The 18,995-nt window shown below is 67.3% G+C and carries 18 protein-coding genes; 6 read left to right on the top strand and 12 right to left on the bottom strand.

Going from position 1 to position 18,995, the window contains the following annotated elements:
- The first annotated feature begins 43 nt into the window (after positions 1-43).
- Entirely contained in the window at positions 44-1,261 is a 1,218-nt protein-coding gene (gene hemA, locus OWC43_RS21770) for a 5-aminolevulinate synthase (protein WP_137828190.1), read from the top strand.
- A gap of 100 nt (positions 1,262-1,361) precedes the next feature.
- Here hemA and OWC43_RS21765 read toward each other — a convergent pair whose 3' ends face one another.
- The 3 genes from OWC43_RS21765 to clpS form a co-directional block, all read right to left on the bottom strand.
- A complete protein-coding gene (locus OWC43_RS21765) occupies positions 1,362-1,637 on the bottom strand; it encodes a hypothetical protein (RefSeq protein WP_393958286.1) in 276 nt (91 codons plus the stop codon).
- Between the two features lie 196 nt (positions 1,638-1,833).
- Complete coding sequence (gene clpA / locus OWC43_RS21760; RefSeq protein WP_137828188.1) at positions 1,834-4,341, bottom strand: ATP-dependent Clp protease ATP-binding subunit ClpA; 2,508 nt, start codon at positions 4,339-4,341, stop codon at positions 1,834-1,836.
- Positions 4,342-4,363: 22 nt separating this feature from the next.
- The gene (gene clpS, locus OWC43_RS21755) at positions 4,364-4,753 is read right to left on the bottom strand and encodes an ATP-dependent Clp protease adapter ClpS (RefSeq protein WP_137828187.1); all 390 of its coding nucleotides are present in this window, start codon (positions 4,751-4,753) and stop codon (positions 4,364-4,366) included.
- Positions 4,754-5,320: 567 nt separating this feature from the next.
- Here clpS and OWC43_RS21750 point away from each other — a divergent pair.
- Positions 5,321-6,817 (top strand): SPOR domain-containing protein, encoded by a 1,497-nt coding sequence (locus OWC43_RS21750; protein ID WP_393958285.1) that lies wholly within the window; start codon positions 5,321-5,323, stop codon positions 6,815-6,817.
- A 151-nt stretch (positions 6,818-6,968) separates the two neighbouring features.
- Here OWC43_RS21750 and OWC43_RS21745 read toward each other — a convergent pair whose 3' ends face one another.
- Together OWC43_RS21745 and OWC43_RS21740 are read right to left on the bottom strand one after the other, a co-directional pair.
- Positions 6,969-7,664 carry a J domain-containing protein gene (locus OWC43_RS21745; protein WP_393958283.1) on the bottom strand — a complete coding sequence of 232 codons (696 nt, stop codon included), beginning with the start codon at positions 7,662-7,664 and terminating at the stop codon, positions 6,969-6,971.
- Between the two features lie 83 nt (positions 7,665-7,747).
- On the bottom strand, positions 7,748-8,917 hold the full coding sequence (locus tag OWC43_RS21740) for a S1C family serine protease (RefSeq protein WP_393958282.1): 1,170 nt from the start codon (positions 8,915-8,917) through the stop codon (positions 7,748-7,750).
- Between the two features lie 487 nt (positions 8,918-9,404).
- Here OWC43_RS21740 and OWC43_RS21735 point away from each other — a divergent pair, with 487 nt between their 5' ends.
- The gene (locus tag OWC43_RS21735; RefSeq protein WP_137828183.1) at positions 9,405-9,620 is read left to right on the top strand and encodes a hypothetical protein; all 216 of its coding nucleotides are present in this window, start codon (positions 9,405-9,407) and stop codon (positions 9,618-9,620) included.
- On the opposite strand, the gene OWC43_RS21730 is transcribed toward OWC43_RS21735, so the two are convergent.
- Together OWC43_RS21730 and OWC43_RS21725 are read right to left on the bottom strand one after the other, a co-directional pair.
- Positions 9,613-9,831, bottom strand: coding sequence for a hypothetical protein (locus OWC43_RS21730; protein WP_393958629.1), 219 nt, complete (start codon positions 9,829-9,831; stop codon positions 9,613-9,615). The two genes, OWC43_RS21735 and OWC43_RS21730, sit on opposite strands and share 8 nt — an antisense overlap.
- Positions 9,832-10,116: 285 nt before the next feature.
- Positions 10,117-10,407: a DUF817 family protein gene (locus tag OWC43_RS21725; RefSeq protein ID WP_393958281.1), complete on the bottom strand. Its 291-nt coding sequence runs from the start codon at positions 10,405-10,407 to the stop codon at positions 10,117-10,119.
- A 225-nt stretch (positions 10,408-10,632) separates the two neighbouring features.
- Here OWC43_RS21725 and OWC43_RS21720 point away from each other — a divergent pair, with 225 nt between their 5' ends.
- From OWC43_RS21720 to OWC43_RS21710, 3 genes are all read left to right on the top strand, one after another.
- Entirely contained in the window at positions 10,633-11,097 is a 465-nt protein-coding gene (locus OWC43_RS21720) for a hypothetical protein (protein ID WP_393958280.1), read from the top strand.
- 68 nt (positions 11,098-11,165) lie between these two features.
- Positions 11,166-13,331: a methylmalonyl-CoA mutase gene (gene scpA / locus OWC43_RS21715; protein WP_393958278.1), complete on the top strand. Its 2,166-nt coding sequence runs from the start codon at positions 11,166-11,168 to the stop codon at positions 13,329-13,331.
- Between the two features lie 242 nt (positions 13,332-13,573).
- The gene (locus tag OWC43_RS21710) at positions 13,574-15,001 is read left to right on the top strand and encodes a mannose-1-phosphate guanylyltransferase/mannose-6-phosphate isomerase (protein WP_393958277.1); all 1,428 of its coding nucleotides are present in this window, start codon (positions 13,574-13,576) and stop codon (positions 14,999-15,001) included.
- A 69-nt stretch (positions 15,002-15,070) separates the two neighbouring features.
- Here OWC43_RS21710 and glpD read toward each other — a convergent pair whose 3' ends face one another.
- The 5 genes from glpD to glcE all read right to left on the bottom strand — a co-directional run bounded on the left by glpD (position 15,071) and on the right by glcE (position 18,719).
- Positions 15,071-16,558 (bottom strand): glycerol-3-phosphate dehydrogenase, encoded by a 1,488-nt coding sequence (gene glpD / locus OWC43_RS21705; RefSeq protein ID WP_393958275.1) that lies wholly within the window; start codon positions 16,556-16,558, stop codon positions 15,071-15,073.
- Between the two features lie 12 nt (positions 16,559-16,570).
- Entirely contained in the window at positions 16,571-16,867 is a 297-nt protein-coding gene (locus OWC43_RS21700; protein ID WP_393958274.1) for a hypothetical protein, read from the bottom strand.
- Positions 16,868-16,991: 124 nt separating this feature from the next.
- Positions 16,992-17,177 carry a hypothetical protein gene (locus tag OWC43_RS21695; RefSeq protein ID WP_393958273.1) on the bottom strand — a complete coding sequence of 62 codons (186 nt, stop codon included), beginning with the start codon at positions 17,175-17,177 and terminating at the stop codon, positions 16,992-16,994.
- 111 nt (positions 17,178-17,288) lie between these two features.
- Positions 17,289-17,516, bottom strand: a complete 228-nt coding sequence (locus OWC43_RS21690) for a hypothetical protein (RefSeq protein WP_137828176.1) — start codon at positions 17,514-17,516, stop codon at positions 17,289-17,291.
- A 15-nt stretch (positions 17,517-17,531) separates the two neighbouring features.
- Positions 17,532-18,719 (bottom strand): glycolate oxidase subunit GlcE, encoded by a 1,188-nt coding sequence (gene glcE, locus OWC43_RS21685; protein WP_393958272.1) that lies wholly within the window; start codon positions 18,717-18,719, stop codon positions 17,532-17,534.
- Between the last annotated feature and the right edge of the window lie 276 nt (positions 18,720-18,995).

The following is an 18,995-nucleotide window of genomic DNA, read 5'->3' as shown; positions in this document are numbered from 1 at the left end:
CTTGCAGGCGGACGTCAGATCCGCGGGCATCGGGAGGACGGCCATGGACTACGAAGCGTTCTTCGACAGTGAGATCGCCGGCCTGCATCGCGAGGGCCGCTACCGGGTCTTCACCGATCTGGAGCGTCAGGCGGGGCGCTTTCCCTACGCCACGCATCACAGCCCCGCGGGCCAACGCGAGGTCACCGTCTGGTGCTCCAACGACTATCTCGGCATGGGCCAGCATCCGGTGGTGGTGCGGGCCATGCACGAGGCGATCGAGCGCTGCGGCGCGGGCGCGGGCGGCACCCGCAACATCTCCGGCACTAACCATTATCACGTGCTCCTTGAGCAGGAGCTGGCCGACCTCCACGGCAAGGAGGCGGCCCTGATCTTCTCTTCGGGCTACGTGTCCAATTGGGCAGCGCTCGGTACGCTCGGCGCACGCCTGCCGGGCTGCGTGATCTTCTCCGACGAGGGCAACCACGCCTCGATGATCGAGGGTATCCGCTCAAGCCGGGCCGAGCGTCAGATCTTCCGTCACAACGATCCGGAGGATTTGAACCGCAAGCTGTCGCTGATCGAGCCGGGACGGGCCAAGCTCGTCGCGTTCGAGTCGGTCTATTCCATGGACGGCGATATCGCTCCCATCGACGAGATCTGCGACGTGGCGGAGGCGCACGGGGCGCTGACTTATCTCGACGAGGTGCACGCGGTCGGCCTCTACGGAGTTCGTGGCGGCGGGATCTCGGAGCGGATGGGGCTCGCGCACCGCCTCGACGTGATCGAGGGCACGCTCGGCAAGGCCTTCGCCGTGCACGGCGGCTACATCACCGGATCGAGCCGCCTGTGCGATTTTGTGCGGAGCTTCGCTTCGGGCTTCATCTTCACCACTTCCCTCCCGCCTGCCGTGGCTGCGGGCGCGGCGGCCAGCATCCGGCATCTCAAGGAAAGCGGCGTGGAGCGCGCGCGCCATCAGGAGCGGGTCGCCCGGGTGCGGCAGGCCCTCGACGCCGCCGACATCCCGACGCTCGCCAATCGCAGCCATATCGTGCCGGTGATGGTCGGCGACCCCGTCCTGTGCAAGGCGATCAGCGACAGCCTGCTCGACGAATTCGGCATCTACGTCCAGCCGATCAACTACCCGACCGTGCCGCGCGGCACCGAACGCTTACGCATCACACCGTCGCCGCTGCACTCGAATGCCGACATCGATCACCTCGTCGAGGCCCTGAGCACGATTTGGCGCCGCATCGGCCTGCATCGACAGGCGGCGGAATAGCTGTCGCGCAGCCGAAACTGTGCGTTCGACCAGCCTGTCACGCTCCATGGCGTGAGCCGGTCGCTGCTCGTGATGATGGCTCGTGACGGCAACCGGTCCGTCACATCTTCTTTTCGAGGGCCGCCTTCACCTGCATGAGTTGGTCCCAGACCACACCCGGGCTCGTGCCCATGAAGTCCAGACCGGCGGTGATGCCCCAATAGATCCCGAACAGGATCACCGGCACGAGAATCCAGCCGAGGATCTCTTCCCCGCGGTGGCGGGCCCTCCGGCGGCGGCGGCGCTGCTCGCGGGCCGTGAGGGGTTTGGGCTTCGTCGGCGGGGAGGGCGGCGCCGCGACCGGCCTGAGGGGTTCCTCCTGCGCGTCGCTCGTCATGCGTTCCCCACTCTGCTCGGCACTGTGCGGCGAGGGCTTCGTCCTGAGAACCGTATTCAGGAAGACGCCCCCGATTTGAGTACCGCATCGGCCCGTGAGCCGGCGGCGTCACCGCGGATCGATGCTGCGCAATCGTCCCGCGATGACGCTCATATCCTCAAGGCGGCACGGGAACGCAACCCGTGCCGCCCTCTCATCAGACCTTCAGGGGCACCTTAGGCACCGTACGGACACCGCCGCCGGACGATCCGCCGCCGCTCGGGCCGTCGCCCTTGCCGCTCTCGCCCTTGCCCGGCTTCTTGCGCGGCGCGGACCGAGGCTTCGAGCGCTTGTGGCGCTTCGCGGCATTGGTGACGTCCTTCTCGGGACGCGGGGTCACGGGGCCCGCGGGGAATTCGAACCCGAGGGTGCCCTTGCCCTTTGTCAGAACGCCGGCATCCTCGCCCGCGGGACGCTGGAGCACGACACGGACGGCGCCGCCATCCTTCAGCTTGCCGAACAGAACCTCGTCGGCGAGCGGCGTCTTGATGGTCGACTGGATCAGACGCGCCATGGGGCGAGCACCCATCGCATCGTCGTAGCCGTTCTCCACCAGCCAGTCGCGTGCCTCGTCCGAGAGCTCGATCGTGACGTTGCGGTCGGCGAGCTGCGCCTCCAGCTGGAGAACGAACTTGTCGACGACCTTAGCCACGACCTCCTTCGGCAGATGACCGAAGGAGATGATCGCGTCGAGGCGGTTGCGGAATTCCGGCGCGAACAGCCGGTTGATTGCCTCCACGTCGTCGCCCGACCGCTTGTTCTGGGTGAAGCCGTAGGCGGAGCGCGCGAGATCCGACGCCCCGGCATTCGACGTCATGATGATGATGACGTTGCGGAAATCGACCTGTTTGCCGTTGTGGTCGGTCAGCTTCCCGTGATCCATCACCTGCAACAGGATGTTGAATAGGTCCGGATGTGCCTTCTCGATCTCGTCCAGCAGGAGCACGCAATGGGGATGCTGGTCGATGCCGTCGGTCAGCAGACCGCCCTGATCGAACCCGACATAGCCGGGAGGCGCACCGATCAGCCGCGAGACGGTGTGGCGCTCCATGTATTCCGACATGTCGAAGCGGAGCATCTCGACCCCGAGCGACGAGGCGAGCTGCTTGGCAGCCTCGGTCTTGCCGACGCCGGTCGGGCCGGCGAACAGGTAGGCACCGATCGGCTTATCGGGGTCCCGCAGGCCCGCGCGCGCCAGCTTGATGGCCGAGGTGAGCGCCTCGATGGCGTTGCTCTGCCCGTAGACGACACGTTGCAGATTCTCGGTCAGGTTCTTCAGCACCACCGCATCGTCCTTCGACACGGTCTTCGGCGGGATCCGGGCCATCGTGGCGATGGTCGCCTCGATTTCCTTGACCCCGATGGTGCGCTTGCGCCGCGCCTCCGGCACCAGCATCTGCGAAGCGCCCGTCTCGTCGATCACGTCGATCGCTTTATCGGGCAGCTTGCGGTCGTTGATGTAGCGCGCCGACAGCTCCACCGCGGCCTTCACGGCATCGGTGGTGTATTTGAGCTTGTGGAACTCTTCGAAATAAGGCTTGAGGCCCTTCAGGATCTCGATCGTATCCGGCACCGACGGCTCGTTGACGTCGATCTTCTGGAACCGGCGCACCAGGGCGCGGTCCTTCTCGAAGTACTGGCGGTACTCCTTGTAGGTGGTCGAGCCGATGCAGCGGAGCGAGCCGGATGCCAAAGCGGGCTTGAGCAGGTTCGACGCGTCCATCGCGCCGCCCGAGGTCGCGCCCGCACCGATCACGGTGTGGATCTCGTCGATGAACATGATCGCGTTGGGATGCGCCTCGATCTCCTTCATCACCTGCTTGAGGCGCTCCTCGAAGTCGCCGCGATAGCGGGTGCCGGCGAGCAGCGTGCCCATGTCGAGCGAGAAGACCGTGGCGTCGGCAAGAACCTCCGGCACCTCGTTCTGGATGATCTTGCGCGCCAGGCCCTCGGCGATGGCCGTCTTGCCGACGCCGGGGTCGCCCACCAGCAGCGGGTTGTTCTTCTGGCGGCGGCATAGAACCTGGATCGTGCGCTCGACCTCCGAGTGGCGGCCGATCAGCGGGTCGATCTTGCCGTCCTTGGCCTTCTTGTTGAGGTTGACGCAGTAGGCTTCCAAGGCATCGCCCTTCTTCTTCGGGCGCGCCTCGCCGTCCTCGCCGCTCGGGCGTTCGGACGGGCCATCCTCTTCCGCGCCGCGGACGGGCTTGGCCTCCGAAGCGCCAGGACGCTTGGCGATGCCGTGGCTGATGTAGTTCACGGCGTCGTAGCGCGTCATGTCCTGCTCCTGCAGGAAGTACGCGGCGTGGCTCTCGCGTTCGGCGAAGATCGCCACCAGCACGTTGGCGCCGGTGACCTCCTCACGGCCGGACGACTGGACATGGATCACCGCCCGCTGGATCACCCGCTGGAAGCCGGCCGTTGGCTTGGCATCCTGGCGTCCATCGCCGGTCAGATTCGACAATTCCGTGTCGACATATTCGACGAGGTTGCGGCGCAGAACGTCGAGTTCGACGTTGCAGGCCCGCATCACCGCCGCGGCATCCTGATCGTCCACGAGGGCGAGCAGGAGATGTTCGAGGGTGGCGTATTCGTGGCGACGCTCACCGGCCAAGGCCAGGGCGCGGTGGAGGGCTTGCTCGAGGCTACGTGAGAAGCTGGGCAATGCTCTGGCCTTCGCTGGATGCCTATTTCTTTTCCATAACGCACTGAAGCGGATGTTGGTGCTTGCGGGCGAAATCCATCACCTGCGTCACCTTCGTCTCCGCCACTTCGTAGGTGAACACGCCGCACTCCCCCACACCGTTCTGGTGGACGTGCATCATGATCTGGTAGGCGTCGTCGTGGCTTTTGTTGAAGAACCGCTCGACCACGTGAACGACGAACTCCATGGGGGTGTAGTCGTCGTTCAGCAGTAAGACGCGGTACAGGCTCGGCCGTTTCGCCCGCGGTTTGGTGCGGGTGATGATGGCGGTGCCGGACCGGTCGTCGTCGCCCGGGCCGCGCGGGGTCGAGGCCGCGACGACGGGCCGGAGCCCCCGCTCCGCCCACGATGCCGCGCCCTCCTGGATCGACATGGAAATCATCTGATACGCAGCGACCTTGTCTGGCGGTCTTCGACTCCCGCGCCCCTCGGGTGCGGTGCCCTTGAAAGGCAATCTATAGGCCGAAAAACGACTGCGCCAGTGAGGTGCGTGAAACTGTCCCTCGCGAGGGGGAGGGAGTTGCAGACTGCGCAGATGCACTCCGTAGCGGCTCGGCGTGCCTCGATCGACGTGCGCCGGATCGAATGCCGCCCGATCGACGCCGCGCTGCGACGGGCTTCAGGGCGCCAAAACCCGTCCCGACCACGACCGGCGTCGAGAGGACGACGGAGCTGTCCGCCCGCTATCGCCGGCTTCGACGTCATGTTCGCCCGACGGCAAAGGCTCCGTCATCCGGCTGACGCGGCCGATCCTTCACACCTGCTTAACCCCTGAGGCAAAACAACGATCTGTGTTGCGTACTGCACAGCATTAACGCCCGCGTAACCGCGTCACGCCTACCGTGCCCTTCAGAGAATGCGGGTTTCGGCCTTCCGGCCATCCGCGAATGACTGGTGCGAACCGGGCCTGCTTCCCGGTTGTCGAGGCGAAGGTTCCAAGATGCGTCGCGTAGAAGGCCGGACCATGGGGTCCCGCGCTGCCGCCGTCGTGCTCCTGGCGGCGGGCGTCCTCACCGCGGCGGTCGCACCGGCGGAGGCGAGGAAGCGAGGGGGCCATCACCGCCCGGCCGGTGGCGGCTACGCTCCGCCCTACGCCGCCATGGTGGTGGACGTGAAATCCGGCAAGACGCTCCACGCGGTGAACGAGGACGCGCTGCGCCACCCCGCCTCGATCACGAAGGTCATGACCCTCTACATGCTGTTCGAGCAGCTGGAGAAGGGCCGCTACGAACTCGATTCCGACCTGTCGATCTCGTCCAACGCCGCCGCTCAGGCACCGTCGAAGCTGGGCTTGCGTCCCGGCTCGACCATCACCGTCGAGGAGGCGATCAAGGCCCTCGTCACCAAATCCGCCAACGACGTGGCCTGCGCGATCGGCGAGAACATCGCGGGCTCCGAGCCGCGTTTCGCCGAGATGATGACGCGGAAAGCCAAATCCCTCGGCATGAGCCGCACCAACTATTCCAACGCCTCGGGTCTGCCGGATCCGGACCAGATCACCACGGCCCGCGACCTGACGATTCTGGCCCGGGCGATTCAGGACCGCTTCCCGCGCTACTACCGCTACTTCCAGACCCGCTCCTTCGCCTTCCGCGGCCGGGTCATCGGCAATCACAACCGGCTGCTCGGCACCGTCGAGGGCGTGGACGGCATCAAGACCGGCTACACCCGCGATTCCGGCTTCAATCTCATGACCGCCGCCAAGCTCGGCGATCGCCAGATCGTGGCGATCGTGCTCGGCGGCAAGTCGGGGGCGAGCCGCGACCGGATCATGGCCGATCTCGTGCGGTCGAGCTTGCCCCGCGCCTATGCCGGCGCCCGCCAGACCAACCCGGTCACCGAACTCGCCGAGCGCGGGCGCCCCGCCGTCATCGCCGAGGCCGGGTCGCGCACCCGCACCGAGATCGCCTCCGCCGACGACGAGGAGGTCGAGACGACGAGTTCGACGAGCACGGGCCCCGTCGATATCCGTCCGCCGGCCTCCATCACCACCACGCCGGGCATGGTGCGCCGCCCCGGGCTCCAGGCGCTTCCCGGCGCTGCCCAGGCCTATGCCGGTCCGGCCGGTCAGGCGCCGTTCCCGGGCGCCGGCGGCAAGACCACCGCGCGGTTGCCCGCCGTCGAGGGCGTCGCTTCCCGCACCGAAGCCCCGCCCAAGGATGCCCGCTCCGAGGCCTTCCGTCCGGTGACGCCGACCCCGTGGGTGATCCAGCTCGGTGCGATGGACGACGAGGACAAGGCCAAGTCGATGCTGTCGGATGCCCGCAGCCGCACCGGCGCCCTCTCGAAGGCCGCGCCCTACACCGTGCGCGTCACCCATGGCGCCACCACGCTCTACCGCGCCCGCTTCTCCGGCTTCACCGAGCAGGGAGCGGCCCAGGACGCCTGCACCGCCCTCAAGAAGAACGGTTTCAGCTGCTTCGCGACCCGGAGCTGACGGCTCCGAGAAGACCGGGACCGGCCCTCGTTCAGGGCCGGTCCCGCGCGGGCCTCACCGGATCGAAGCCGGTCACATCCTTTCCCCGTCGGGAAAGGTGCGAGGCGCTGCGCAAATCCGCCTGCCTATCTCTGACAACGCGCGTGGAGTATCAGCGATGTCGGTCCAAAAGCCTGTCCCGCGCCGCGTTGACGCGCGCGGCGCGCGCGACGCTGCCCCCCTGGTCGGGATGGGCCTCCTTCATCAGCGCCCGATGGGCCGCGCGGACCTGCTCCAAGGTCGCCCCGCGCTCAAGCCCCAGGATCTGATAGGCCTCCTCCTCCGTCATCGTCCCTGGCTTCGACGGGCGGCCCGCCCTCGCGTCCGGATCGCCATCAGCGTCTACACGCCAGCCGGGATGCCGGCGGTCGAGATACGTCTGTAGCAGGCTGGCGCCCTGCGGGTCGTTGGCGGCGAGCAGGCGTGCGAGCTCGGCGAGATCGGCGGTCGGGACCGCCGAGAGACGGCGGCCGGCGAAGGGACCGACGAACACGCTGCCGTCGAGCGGGGTACCGTCGGGCATCAGGTCGAGTTCGACCGATGCCGTTCGCAGCCTTTGAGGTGGCGGCGTGCCCCGAAGGCCCGGTATCCGGCGGAACACGCCGTCGCGTCCCTCGTGCAGCCAGACACCGACCAAGCCGACGACGCCGGCCAGAACGAGGCTGCCCCGCAACGAGAGCAGGAAGGCCGCGGCGAAGGCCGCGTAGCCGGCGAGCCGGCGAGGCGTGAGTCCGAAGGGGAGGCGCCCGCCGTAACGACCGAGCCACCAGAATCCGATGAGTGCCAGGAGGCCGAGGGCGAGCAGCATCCCGCCTCATCGAACGGTTCGCGGCTCGGGTAAAGCCGTCTTAGGGCCGCGGTTCCTCGGCAGCTTCCTCGCGTTTCCGCTGACTAAAGGCGGGATTGCGCCACATCGGTGGTCGTGACCCGCACCGAGCGGACCCGTCCGTCGCGCTCGACCAGAAGATTGACCGGCTTGTCGAGACCGGCCTCCTCGACGACGGCCGTCAGGTCGGCCAGTCGATGGACCGGGCGTCCATTGGCGCCGACGATCACGTCGCCGATATCGCCGCTGCGGGAATCGATGCCCGCGATGCCCGCCTGCGCCGCGGGCGAGCCGGGCAGCACCCGCACCACCACCACGCCGTCGATGCCGAGACGCGCCGCCGTCGCCTCTTGGCCCGCGATGATGCCGATGCCGGGGTTGCGGACCCGCCCATTGCGAATGAGGTCCGGGACCACGCGATTGACCACATCGACGGGGACGGCGAAGCCGATGCCGGCGCTCGCCCCCGAGGGTGAGTAGATCGCGGTGTTGACGCCGATCAGCCGCCCGGCGGAATCGAGGAGCGGCCCGCCGGAATTGCCCGGATTGATCGCCGCGTCGGTCTGAATGACGCCGGACAATTCGCGACCCTCCTGCGTCGGCAAACGCCGCTGCAGCGCGCTGATCACGCCGGTCGTCAGCGTGTGATCGAGGCCGAACGGGTTGCCGATGGCGAAGGCCGCTTGCCCCACCTTCAGGTCGGCGGACGTGCCCAGAGCCAGCGGCGGCGGCATCTTGGCGACGCGACCGAGTTGGAGAACGGCGAGGTCGTAGCTCTTGGCCGTGCCGACGACGCGCGCGCTCACGACCTCGCCCGAGGACAGGCGCGCCGAGATCGAGCCGCCGCCCTTGGTCGCGGCCTCGACGACGTGGTTGTTGGTCACGACATGGCCGGCGGCATCCCAGACGAAGCCGGTGCCGGTCTGGGTGCCGCTGCCGCCCTGCTGCTGCCGACCTCCGTCTTCTTCCTGTCCGAACTGTCCGAACTCGTCGTCCGGGTCCATGAGGGCCTGCCCCCGGGCGGCAGCCTGAGCGAAGACGTGGACGACCGACGGTGAGGCGCGGGCGAACAGGTCGACGGTGGTCCGCTCCGCTGCGGAGAGGTCGCCCCGGGCGGTCACCGCCCGGGGGCTCTCTACCGAGTAGAGGAAGGCCAGGATGTAGGGCTGCGCCACGAAGGCGATCAGCAGGCCCAACGTCACCCCGAGGGCGATGCGCACGAAACGATCAGGCACCGGACATTTCTCTTGGCCTAAGACGCAATGCAATGGAGCGGAGAACACGTCGCCGTGAGCCGACGCGCAGGAACGATCAAGGGGTCGGGCCGGCCTGGGCACCGAACTGGGGCTAAGCTGTGTCCGGTGTGGCCCGCCGTCAACGAATCCCCGTTTTCCAAAGCGGACCGGGAGGGTGCGGCAGCGCACCGTAGCAGTCACGCTTCGCAGGTAACCACTTGGTGACTGTTTCAAAGCAGTGTCGAGACACTGATGAAAATGCATCGGTGGGCAGGCGGAGACCAATCCTTGGCAAAACCAAGGCAAGGTCTGCGCGAGGAACTGCGACGAAACGGTGGCCGCTCGGATGACGAGCACCCGAATTGATCGCAAAGCTGCCCCAGAGATGCTTCGATCAACCTGGAAGATCTTCGCAGATCGGCGCGGTGACATCAGTCGCGGCGACGGTCGTCTGCGAACCGATAGAGTTCGGAAGGAAAAACAAGAGATGGAAACCGAGGCCCTCGAACGACCGGCAGACCTCACCATTTGGCGCACCCTGCCGGCCTCGTCGCCGCTGGCGCAGCCCGAGCGCTACGACACCCTTCGCGAGGCCCTGATGGCCGCCAAGGGCGCCCTGCGCGATCCGGCACAGCAGCCCTGGATCATCACCGAAGAGGGCGAGATCCTCTCGCCGAACTGGATCCGCACCTACCTCAACTGACCGGGCTGCCCAACCCCGGGCTTGCCTCCGCGTCGGCCGCCGATGCCGTCGGCATCGGCTCCGGCTGGCTCACGAGCGTGACCAGCACGTCGGACACGAGCACCGGCAGGAACTGAGAGCCGAGCTTGGCCGCCGGGACCGGCGACCAGCCGGCCGTCTGGTTCGGGTAGAGCCAGACGCGCGTCCCGTGCCGATATTTTCGGCGAGCCAAATGAACAGCGAGACCAGCCCGAAGCCGACGCGAAGCGGCATCGAGCGGTTCACGTGGCAGACTGTGATGAACACGACCGCTCGCCCGAACGGTCGGATGGTCTCGACGAGCAGCACGTATCGATGGCGGACGCCGGTGAAGCGGAAGTCGAACAGCCGCGACACGCGGGCGATCTACGAGCCGACGCTCGCACACATGAAGCCGGCGAAGAGCGGTAATCTAGCGATTCGTAACACGCTGGCTCCTAGATAAATCTACAGACAACCGAAGTTTTGCACACGTCCATCACCGTTCCGACGGTGTGGTAGAGTGCGATGGCCTTCGCCTCCTCCCAAGTTTCCATCCGGGGACCAGTAGGAAGACTCGGATCGCCAGCGCCGCCAGCATCGGAAAATCGTCGCGGCTCGAGGCGGCATCGGCTGGACAGGCGAGATCGGTGCCGATCAGCAGCGCGCAGACCAATCCGGCGAACAGGTAGGCCCAGCCCTGCTTCACCCCGAAGCGCAGGAATTCGTAGGCGAAGGGGGTGAGCCGTCCACCGGCCTGCGCCCCTCCCGAGCCGACACTCGGCGGCAACGAAGCCGACCAGGAACGGCAGTAGCGCGCGGCGCTCGGACGCCGGCCCAGTTCCGCCTTCTCCGCGACGCTCCCCCTTCAGGTGCGCACCGTCACGCTTCGCGTCTTACGGGAATGGACGGAAGCTGTGCTTTGCCTTTGGTTGCCTCCCGGAATGCGCACCGTCTCGCGGATTCGTGATGTCGGGGAGAGGGAATGGAAGCGGGTCTACAGCAGGAAAGGACCGTGCGGCGCGCGGAGCACGAGCTCGCTCGTCTCGAGCGTCTGGCGTCACGGGCGCGCCTGAAGCGCCGGGTCTTCCGCACGATGCGGGGCGGCTTCGGCGCCGGTGCGACGCTGCTGGTCCTGCTCAAAACGAAGCTCGCGGTCTCTCTCGGATTTAAGCTGTTTCTCGCCGCGATGATCGGCCTCGCACTCGCGTGGCCCGTCGCGGTGTTGGGGGCGATCTTCGTCCTCGGCCTGCTCGTGATGATTCTCGGGTTTCTGACCGGAGAGGGCGGGGTGAGCGCCGGCGATATCGATTGTTGCGGGAATTGCGGCTGCAAGCGCCAGCGGATGAAGCGGCTCATCGCTCGGCGTCGGGCTTGGCTCGCGGCGCCGACGGGACCCGCGCCCAGCATCCGGCGAGATCCAGGCCGTCGCTTGCTGACGAAGCGACACCGGTGGCGGACGCCGTCTTATGGACAGTAGCCGCGTTTGGTGGCTTGCCTATAATGCGCAAGAAAATTTGTCGTCCTCCGAGACACCGAGACCGCCGCATGAGTTCCCGGATCCCCGATTTCGCCTCGCTCGCCTTCTCGGCCGGTGGCTTCCAGGCGCCGCCTCCGCCGGTCGGGGAGCCGTGGATGACGCCGGAGGGCATTCCGGTGAAGGGCTTCTATGGCCCCGAGGATCGTGAGGGGCTGGAGGGGATCGGCTCGTTTCCCGGTCTGCCGCCCTATCTGCGCGGCCCTTATCCGGCGATGTACGTCACCCAGCCCTGGACGATCCGGCAATATGCCGGTTTCTCCACGGCCGAGGATTCGAACGCCTTCTACCGCCGCAACCTCGCAGCGGGCCAGAAGGGCCTCTCGGTCGCCTTCGATCTCGCCACCCACCGCGGCTACGATTCGGATCACCCGCGTGTGTCCGGCGATGTGGGCATGGCCGGCGTCGCGATCGATTCGATCTACGACATGCGGACCCTGTTCTCCGGCATCCCGCTCGACGAGATGACGGTGTCGATGACGATGAACGGCGCGGTTCTGCCGGTGCTCGCTCTCTACATCGTCGCGGCCGAAGAGCAGGGCGTGCCGCCGGAGAAGCTCGCCGGCACCATCCAGAACGACATTCTGAAGGAGTTCATGGTCCGCAACACCTATATCTATCCACCCAAAGGATCGATGCGGATCATTTCGGACATCTTCGGCTACACGTCCAAGAATATGCCGAAGTTCAATTCGATCTCGATCTCCGGCTACCACATGCAGGAAGCCGGGGCGACGCAGGATCTCGAACTCGCCTACACGCTTGCCGACGGTGTCGAGTACATCAAGGCGGGGCTTGCCGCCGGGCTGACCATCGATCAGTTCGCCCCGCGCCTGTCGTTCTTCTGGGCGATCGGGATGAATTTCTTCATGGAGATCGCCAAGATGCGGGCCGCGCGCCTGATCTGGGCGAAGCTCGTGAAGGAGTTCGACCCGCAGACGGACAAGTCGCTCCCCCTGCGCACGCACTCGCAGACGAGCGGATGGTCGCTCACGGCGCAGGATGTGTTCAACAACGTCACCCGCACCTGCATCGAGGCCATGGCGGCGACGCAGGGCGGGACGCAGTCGCTCCATACCAACGCTCTCGACGAGGCGCTGGCGCTGCCGACCGATTTCTCGGCCCGGATTGCGCGAAACACGCAGCTGTTCCTGCAACAGGAGAGCGGCACCACCCGCATCATCGATCCGTGGGGCGGGTCCTACTATGTCGAGCGCCTGACGGCGGACATCGCGGCCCGCGCCTGGGAGCATATCCGCGAGGTCGAGAGCCTCGGCGGCATGGCCAAAGCCATCGAGGCCGGCATCCCGAAACTCAGGATCGAGGAGGCGGCGGCCCGCGCCCAGGCGCGGATCGATTCCGGGCGCCAGACCATCGTCGGCATCAACAAGTACAAGCCCGACGACGAGATGAAGATCGACCTGCTCCGGGTCGACAACCACAACGTCCGCACGATGCAGATCGACAAGCTCAAGCGCCTGCGCTCCGAGCGCAAGCAGGCCGATGTGGATGCCGCGCTCGCGGCCCTGACGCGGGCGGTGGACACGAACGACAATTTGCTCGAACTCGCGGTCAATGCGGCGCGGGCGAAGGCGACCGTCGGCGAGATCTCGGAGGCGCTGGAGAAGGCCTGGGGCCGTCACCGCGCCGAGATCCGTTCGATCTCGGGCGTCTACAAGCGGGAGGTGGGCGGCATGTCGCCGGTGGTGGAGCAGGTGCGCGGCCTCGTCGAGGCCTTCGAGGAGAATGACGGGCGCCGCCCGCGCATCCTCGTCGCCAAGATGGGGCAGGACGGTCACGATCGCGGTCAGAAGGTGATCGCGTCGGCCTTCGCCGATCTCGGTTTCGACGTCGATATCGGCCCGCTCTTCGCCACCCCGGCGGAGGCGGCACGGCAGGCGGTGGAGAACGACGTCCACATCGTCGGCGTCTCCTCGCTCGCCGCCGGCCACCTGACGCTGGTGCCGGAACTGAAGGCCGCGCTGAAGGATGAGGGCCGCGAGGACGTGATGATCGTCGTCGGCGGCGTCATCCCGCCGGGTGATTACGATGCGCTCCACGCCGCGGGCGCCTCCGCGATCTTCCCGCCGGGGACCGTCATCGCCGAGGCGGCGGTGAAGTTGCTGGGCGAACTCAACGAGCGCTTGGGCTACATCGAACGGCAGGCGGCCGAATAATCGCAGCCAACTTAATCTTAATTCATCGTTATCGCGGCCCGGGTGTGCACCCGGGCCGGCTCCCTGTAGTGCCCTGCGGCACGTTCGGCTAAAACACGTCCTCAGGGTGTTCGATCATTCGCCGACCTCGCGCTGGCGAGGTCGCGAGCCGCGTCCGATGCTGACAGTTCGAGGATTTCCCGAGCTTTCCGCCGCGGCAGACGGGCGACCCGACGGGGCCTGAGGCCGGAGGGGGGTGCGCGATGTCGGACGGCAGCCGGATACTTCCTGTCATCCTGTGTGGCGGCTCGGGTACGCGGCTCTGGCCCGCGTCCCGGGAGAGCATGCCCAAGCAGTTCACGCCCCTCGTCGATCCCAATTCCTCGACCTTCCAGGCCACCGCCCGTCGGGTCGTCGATGCGACGGTGTTCGCCCGGCCGACCGTGATCGCCTCCTCGGAAGCGCGTTTCATCGTCGCCGAACAGCTGGCCCAGGCGAAGGTCGCGGCCGACATCCTGCTGGAGCCGGATCGGCGCGATTCCGCCGCCGCCGTCGCCGTCGCCGCGCTTCACGCCGCGCGGCAGGGGCCCGAGACGGTGGTGCTCATTCTGGCTGCCGATCACGTGATCGAGGACTCGGCCGCCTTCACCGAAGCGGCGCGTCAAGCGGCCGTCGGTGCGCGGCTCGGGCAAATCATGACGCTGGGCATCACGCCCGTCCGTTCGGCCACCGATTACGGGTATATCCACAAGGGCGCCCCCGTGCCGGGCGCTCCGGGCGTGCACCGCGTCGAGCGCTTCGTCGAGAAGCCGGATGCCGAGGGCGCCGCGCGACTCATCGAGGAAGGAGCCCTGTGGAATTCCGGATACTTCCTGTTCCGCGCCGACGTCATGATCGGCGAACTGGAGGCTTACGCCCCTGATATTCTGGAAGCGGCCCGGGACGCCTTGGAGGCGGCCAAGACCGATTTGGATTTCGTGCGCCTGGACGCCGCCGCCTTCTCCCGCGCGCCGAAGACTTCGATCGACTATGCGGTGATGGAGCGGACGAGCCGGGCGGGTGTGCTCGCGGTCTCGTTCGGCTGGTCGGATGTGGGCACTTGGGATGCCGTCTGGCAGGTGCTCGACTGCGACGCGCAGGGCAACGCGGTGCGCGGGCGGGTCGAACTGGTCGAGACCACCGGCAGCCTCGTTCACAGCGAGGGGGAGGGCCTGACGACCGTCGTCGGCCTCGACGACGTGATCGTGGTGTCGACGCCCGACGCGGTGCTGGTCGCCTCCAAGGCACGCTCCGGCAAGGTGAAGGACCTCGTCGGGGTTCTGCGCGAAAAGGGGCATCCGGAAGCCGACGCGCATCGGCGGATGTACCGGCCCTGGGGCTGGTATCAGCGCATCGACATCGGCGAGCGATTCCAGGTCAAGCGGATCATGGTGACGCCGGGCGGACGGCTCTCGCTGCAGAAGCATTTCCACCGGGCCGAGCACTGGGTCGTGGTGAAGGGCACGGCCGAGGTGACGCTGAACGATCAGATCATCCTCGTCCACGAGAACGAGGCGGTCTATCTACCGATCGGCTCGATGCATCGCCTGACCAATCCGGGCAAGATTCCGCTGGAACTGATCGAGGTGCAGGTCGGCTCGTATACGGGCGAGGACGACATCATCCGGGTCGAAGACGTCTACGGGCGCTGAGGCCCGCGCGCCGCGGGTCTCAAGCTCTGTGACCTTGATCGGATCACGGCCGTTGAGACCCGTGCCACGTCAGTCCACTTCGATCGACCGCCCGGCCAGATGTCGGGACAGGCGCGCGACGCCAGCGCGGCCGGTTCTCAACCCGAGCTTCGTGCGTCGCCACAGAATGTCGTCGGGCGAGCGCGCCCATTCCACCCGCACGAGGTAATCGACCTCGCGGGCGGTGAGACCGCCGTCGAAGCTCTCCCCGAGGTCGGACAGGCTGCGCGCATCGCCCAGGAGACGCTCGGCCCGGGTGCCGTAGGCGCGGGCGAGCCTGCGGGCCAAGGCGTCCGGCAGGAACGGATAGGCCGCGCGGAGGCCGGCCTGGAACGCCTCGAAATCGCTCTCCGGCATATCGCCACCGGGCAGGGGGGTATTGCCGGTCCATGGGGGTTTGAGGCCCGGGAGGTCGAGCTTTTCCAGCGCATGCTCGGCCAGACGCCGGTAGGTGGTGATTTTTCCGCCGAAGACGGACAGGACCTTCGGGCCATCCGCATCGAGCTCCAGCACGTAGTCGCGGGTGACGGCGGAGGCGTTCTCGGCCGCATCGTCGTAGAGGGGGCGCACGCCCGAATAGCTCCACACCACATCGTCCGGCCCGATCGCTTTCGCGAAGGAGCGGTTGATGCAGTCGCAGAGGTAGCGGGTTTCCTCGGGCGAAATCGTTACGCGGCCGGGACCGGCCTCATACGGCACGTCGGTCGTGCCGATCAGGGTGAAGTCGCGCTCGTAGGGGATCGCGAAGACGATGCGCCGGTCGGGCTGCTGCAGGATGTAGGCGTGATCACCCTCGTAGAACTTGCGGGTGACGATATGGCTGCCCTTCACCAGGCGCACCTTCGGGCTCGCCTCGACGGAGAGCGTCCGCAGGAGCGTCTGCGCAACCCAAGGACCGGCGGCGTTGACGATGGCCCGCGCCCGCACGCGCTCACGCCGCCCGGTCTCTGAATCGTGCAACGTTGCGGTCCAACCGCTCTCCTCGCGCCGGGCGGACTCGACCTGGGTGCGGGTGCGGATGGTGGCGCCGCGTTCGGCCGCGTCGAGCGCGTTGAGGACGACGAGGCGGCTGTCCTCTACCCAACAATCCGAATAGGCGAAGCCCCGGGTCAGCCGCGGTTGCAGCGGCGCGCCGACGCCTTCGGTGCTCAGCCGCACGGATTGCGAACCGGGCAGGGCCCGCAGCCGCGAGAGATGATCGTAGAGAAACAGCCCGATCCGCAGGAGCCAGGCCGGGCGAAGTCCGGAATCGTGCGGCAGCACGAAGCGCAGCGGCCAGATGATGTGGGGGGCGAGGCGCATCAGGCGCTCGCGCTCTGCCAAGGCCTCCCGAACCAGGCGAAACTCGTACTGCTCGAGATAGCGCAATCCGCCGTGGATCAGCTTGGTCGAAGCCGACGAGGTGTGCTCGGCCAAGTCGCCGCGCTCGCACAGCAGGACCGACAGGCCACGTCCGGCGGCGTCACGGGCGATGCCGGCTCCGTTGATGCCTCCACCGATGACGAGGAGATCGTACACGTCAGAGAAGCCTCACAGGCGGCCCGCGAGGCTGAAGCCGAGCCCGATCAGCACGGCAGCCCCGAGGAAACGGCGCCATGGATTGACCCCCCTCACAATCTCGTCAAGCGCCCACACCGCCAAAGCGAGCAGCGCGACGAGGCGCAGACCGGCGAAGAGCCAGGGCGGCGAGCCGGGTGCCGCGGCTTCCAGGATCCATTCGGCCGCGGAGGCCACGAGGAAGATCGAGAGCGGCGCGTTCGGCCATTGCCCGACGACGATCGCTCCGGAGTGGCGATCTCGGAAAGCCCAGTCGATGAGACGGCGCATACGAAGCGTTTTCCGAAGAGCGACGTGGCCTTGCAGGAGCCCTGATCCGTGAACGCGGCCGAGGCGTGTCGTTCGAAGGTCGCAGGAGCGACGATCGGGCAGGATGCGCCACGACGGACGCGGATCAGATCGGCTGCGTGCCCCTGGCGGCGCGGATCGGTTGACAGATCTGAGGGCTGATCTTGTCGAGATGGGGGCAGGCATTGGTCTCGTACCAGCCGCGCAGTTCCGGCTGCTTGGGCGCGATGTACATCGCGGTCAGCACGAAGCCGCCGGCCAGAAGGATCAGGAGAATGAGAAGACTGCGCAACGGACTGCTCCGGTCGCGGCGCCCCGGTCACGGAACACCTTCAACGCGGCAGACGCGCCAGGGCGTCGGGTGGTTCCCCCGGCGGACACGATCCCGTCTCCGGTCAGCGCCCTAGGGAACGCGCGCCGGCTCCTTCGGTGCATCGATCAGCGTCTGCGGTCGCGTTCCGCTCAGCGGGCCCTGCGTACCGGGGAGCAGGCCCTGATTCTGAAGCCAGATCATCGTCAGGACCGCCCCGATGATGCCAGCCAACGACATCAAGAAGGTGAGGTTGCGCTGGCGCACCACCATCAGGCCCAGCACGATCACGAAGGCGACAATGAGGAGATAAGTCAGCATGACGCCTCAGCGGGATCAGACACCCGCATACATCCGCCCCGGATTGAACAGACCTTTCGGATCGTGCGCGGCCTTGATGCCCCGGGTGATGCGCATCAGAGGCTCGGGCAGGGGTTCGAACACGGGCAATGCCGCCCGCACCGTCTCGGGAGCCCGGACCAGGGTCGCGTGGCCTCCCGCGGCCTGAACGGCGGCGCGGATCGCGGTCGTTCCAGCATCGTCCGCGGCGTCGGTGGCGAGCCAGATCAGACCGCCGCCCCAGTCGTAGAACCAGCGGGCCGAGCGGTCCCGCGCCACCGCCGCCGTCACCTCCGGTCCCCGGCCGGGCACGGTCGAGATGCGCCAGACCGCATCCGTGCTGGGCTCTGCCAGGAAGGCGGCGTCGCGCACCGCGCGCCACAGGGTGGCTCCGTCCTCGCCCTCGACGATCTGCGCGTCGCCGCGTCGCCGCAGCAATCGCCGCAATTCACCCAGGCGATACTCCACCGATTTGGCGAAACCCTCGACCCGCATCAGGGTGAGGGACTCGGAGCCGACGATTCCCGCCGGAAGGTGGGCGGCGCCGGTCAGTTCGAAGGGCGATCCGAGGGCGGTGGACAGGGCGTCGACGGCCGCGACGTCGTCGAGCCCCGTCAGGACGAGGGTGGTGACCCGCTCCTGCACCGGCAGAACCTTGAAGGTGACTTCCGTCAGAAGGCCGAGGGTGCCCCACGACCCCGCCATCAGCTTCACGAGATCGAGGCCCGTGACATTCTTCATCACGCGACCGCCGGACTTGATCGGCTCGCCCCGTCCGTTGATGAAGCGCACCCCGATCAAACTGTCGCGGGCCGCCCCGGCATTGATGCGTCGGGGGCCCGAATTGTTGACCGCCGCCACCGCGCCGAAGGTCGGCTCGCCGGAGGAGCCGAGAAGCGGGCGGTGATCGATCGGCTCGAAGGGCAGCATCTGCCCGCGTTCGGCGAGCAGAGCCTCGACCTCGGCAAGCGGCGTGCCAGCGCGGGCCGCCACCACCATCTCGGCGGGTTCGTAGAGGGTGATGCCGCTGAGTCCTGTGCCCGAGAGCGTCGCCTCGTCCTGCGGCGGGCGACCGAGCGCGGCCTTGGTGTTGCCCCCGACGAGGCGAAGCCGCTCGGAGCGCCCGGCGGCCTGCGCGACGATGGCTGCCGCCTCCTGCTCGCTCGCCGGCGCGTATGTCGTCATGATCCCGGTTTCCATCCCGCTCGGCCTTGTCCCGCGGCCGTCTCCGGCGACAAAACCCGGATCGGGAGCCGGTTGCAAGCGTGGGGCCGCGAAGCAGTGGGACGTCGGCGGTACATTCCGGGGCAGCGTTCACACATTCACTCCCGCCGACGGCGCAGGTCTGCCGAAGGTTTGATCGGGCCCCGATCACCGGCCGTGCGTTGTGTCGTCGGAGCGAAGCAGTTCGGACGCCGAATCTGCGGGATATTGGTCGCGAAGGCGCCGTCACGCCTCGTC

Origin of the sequence: Methylorubrum sp. POS3 (assembly GCF_043352485.1) — a bacterium.
GTDB lineage: Bacteria > Pseudomonadota > Alphaproteobacteria > Rhizobiales > Beijerinckiaceae > Methylobacterium > Methylobacterium suomiense.
This window is presented reverse-complemented; position numbering and strand designations above follow the sequence as displayed.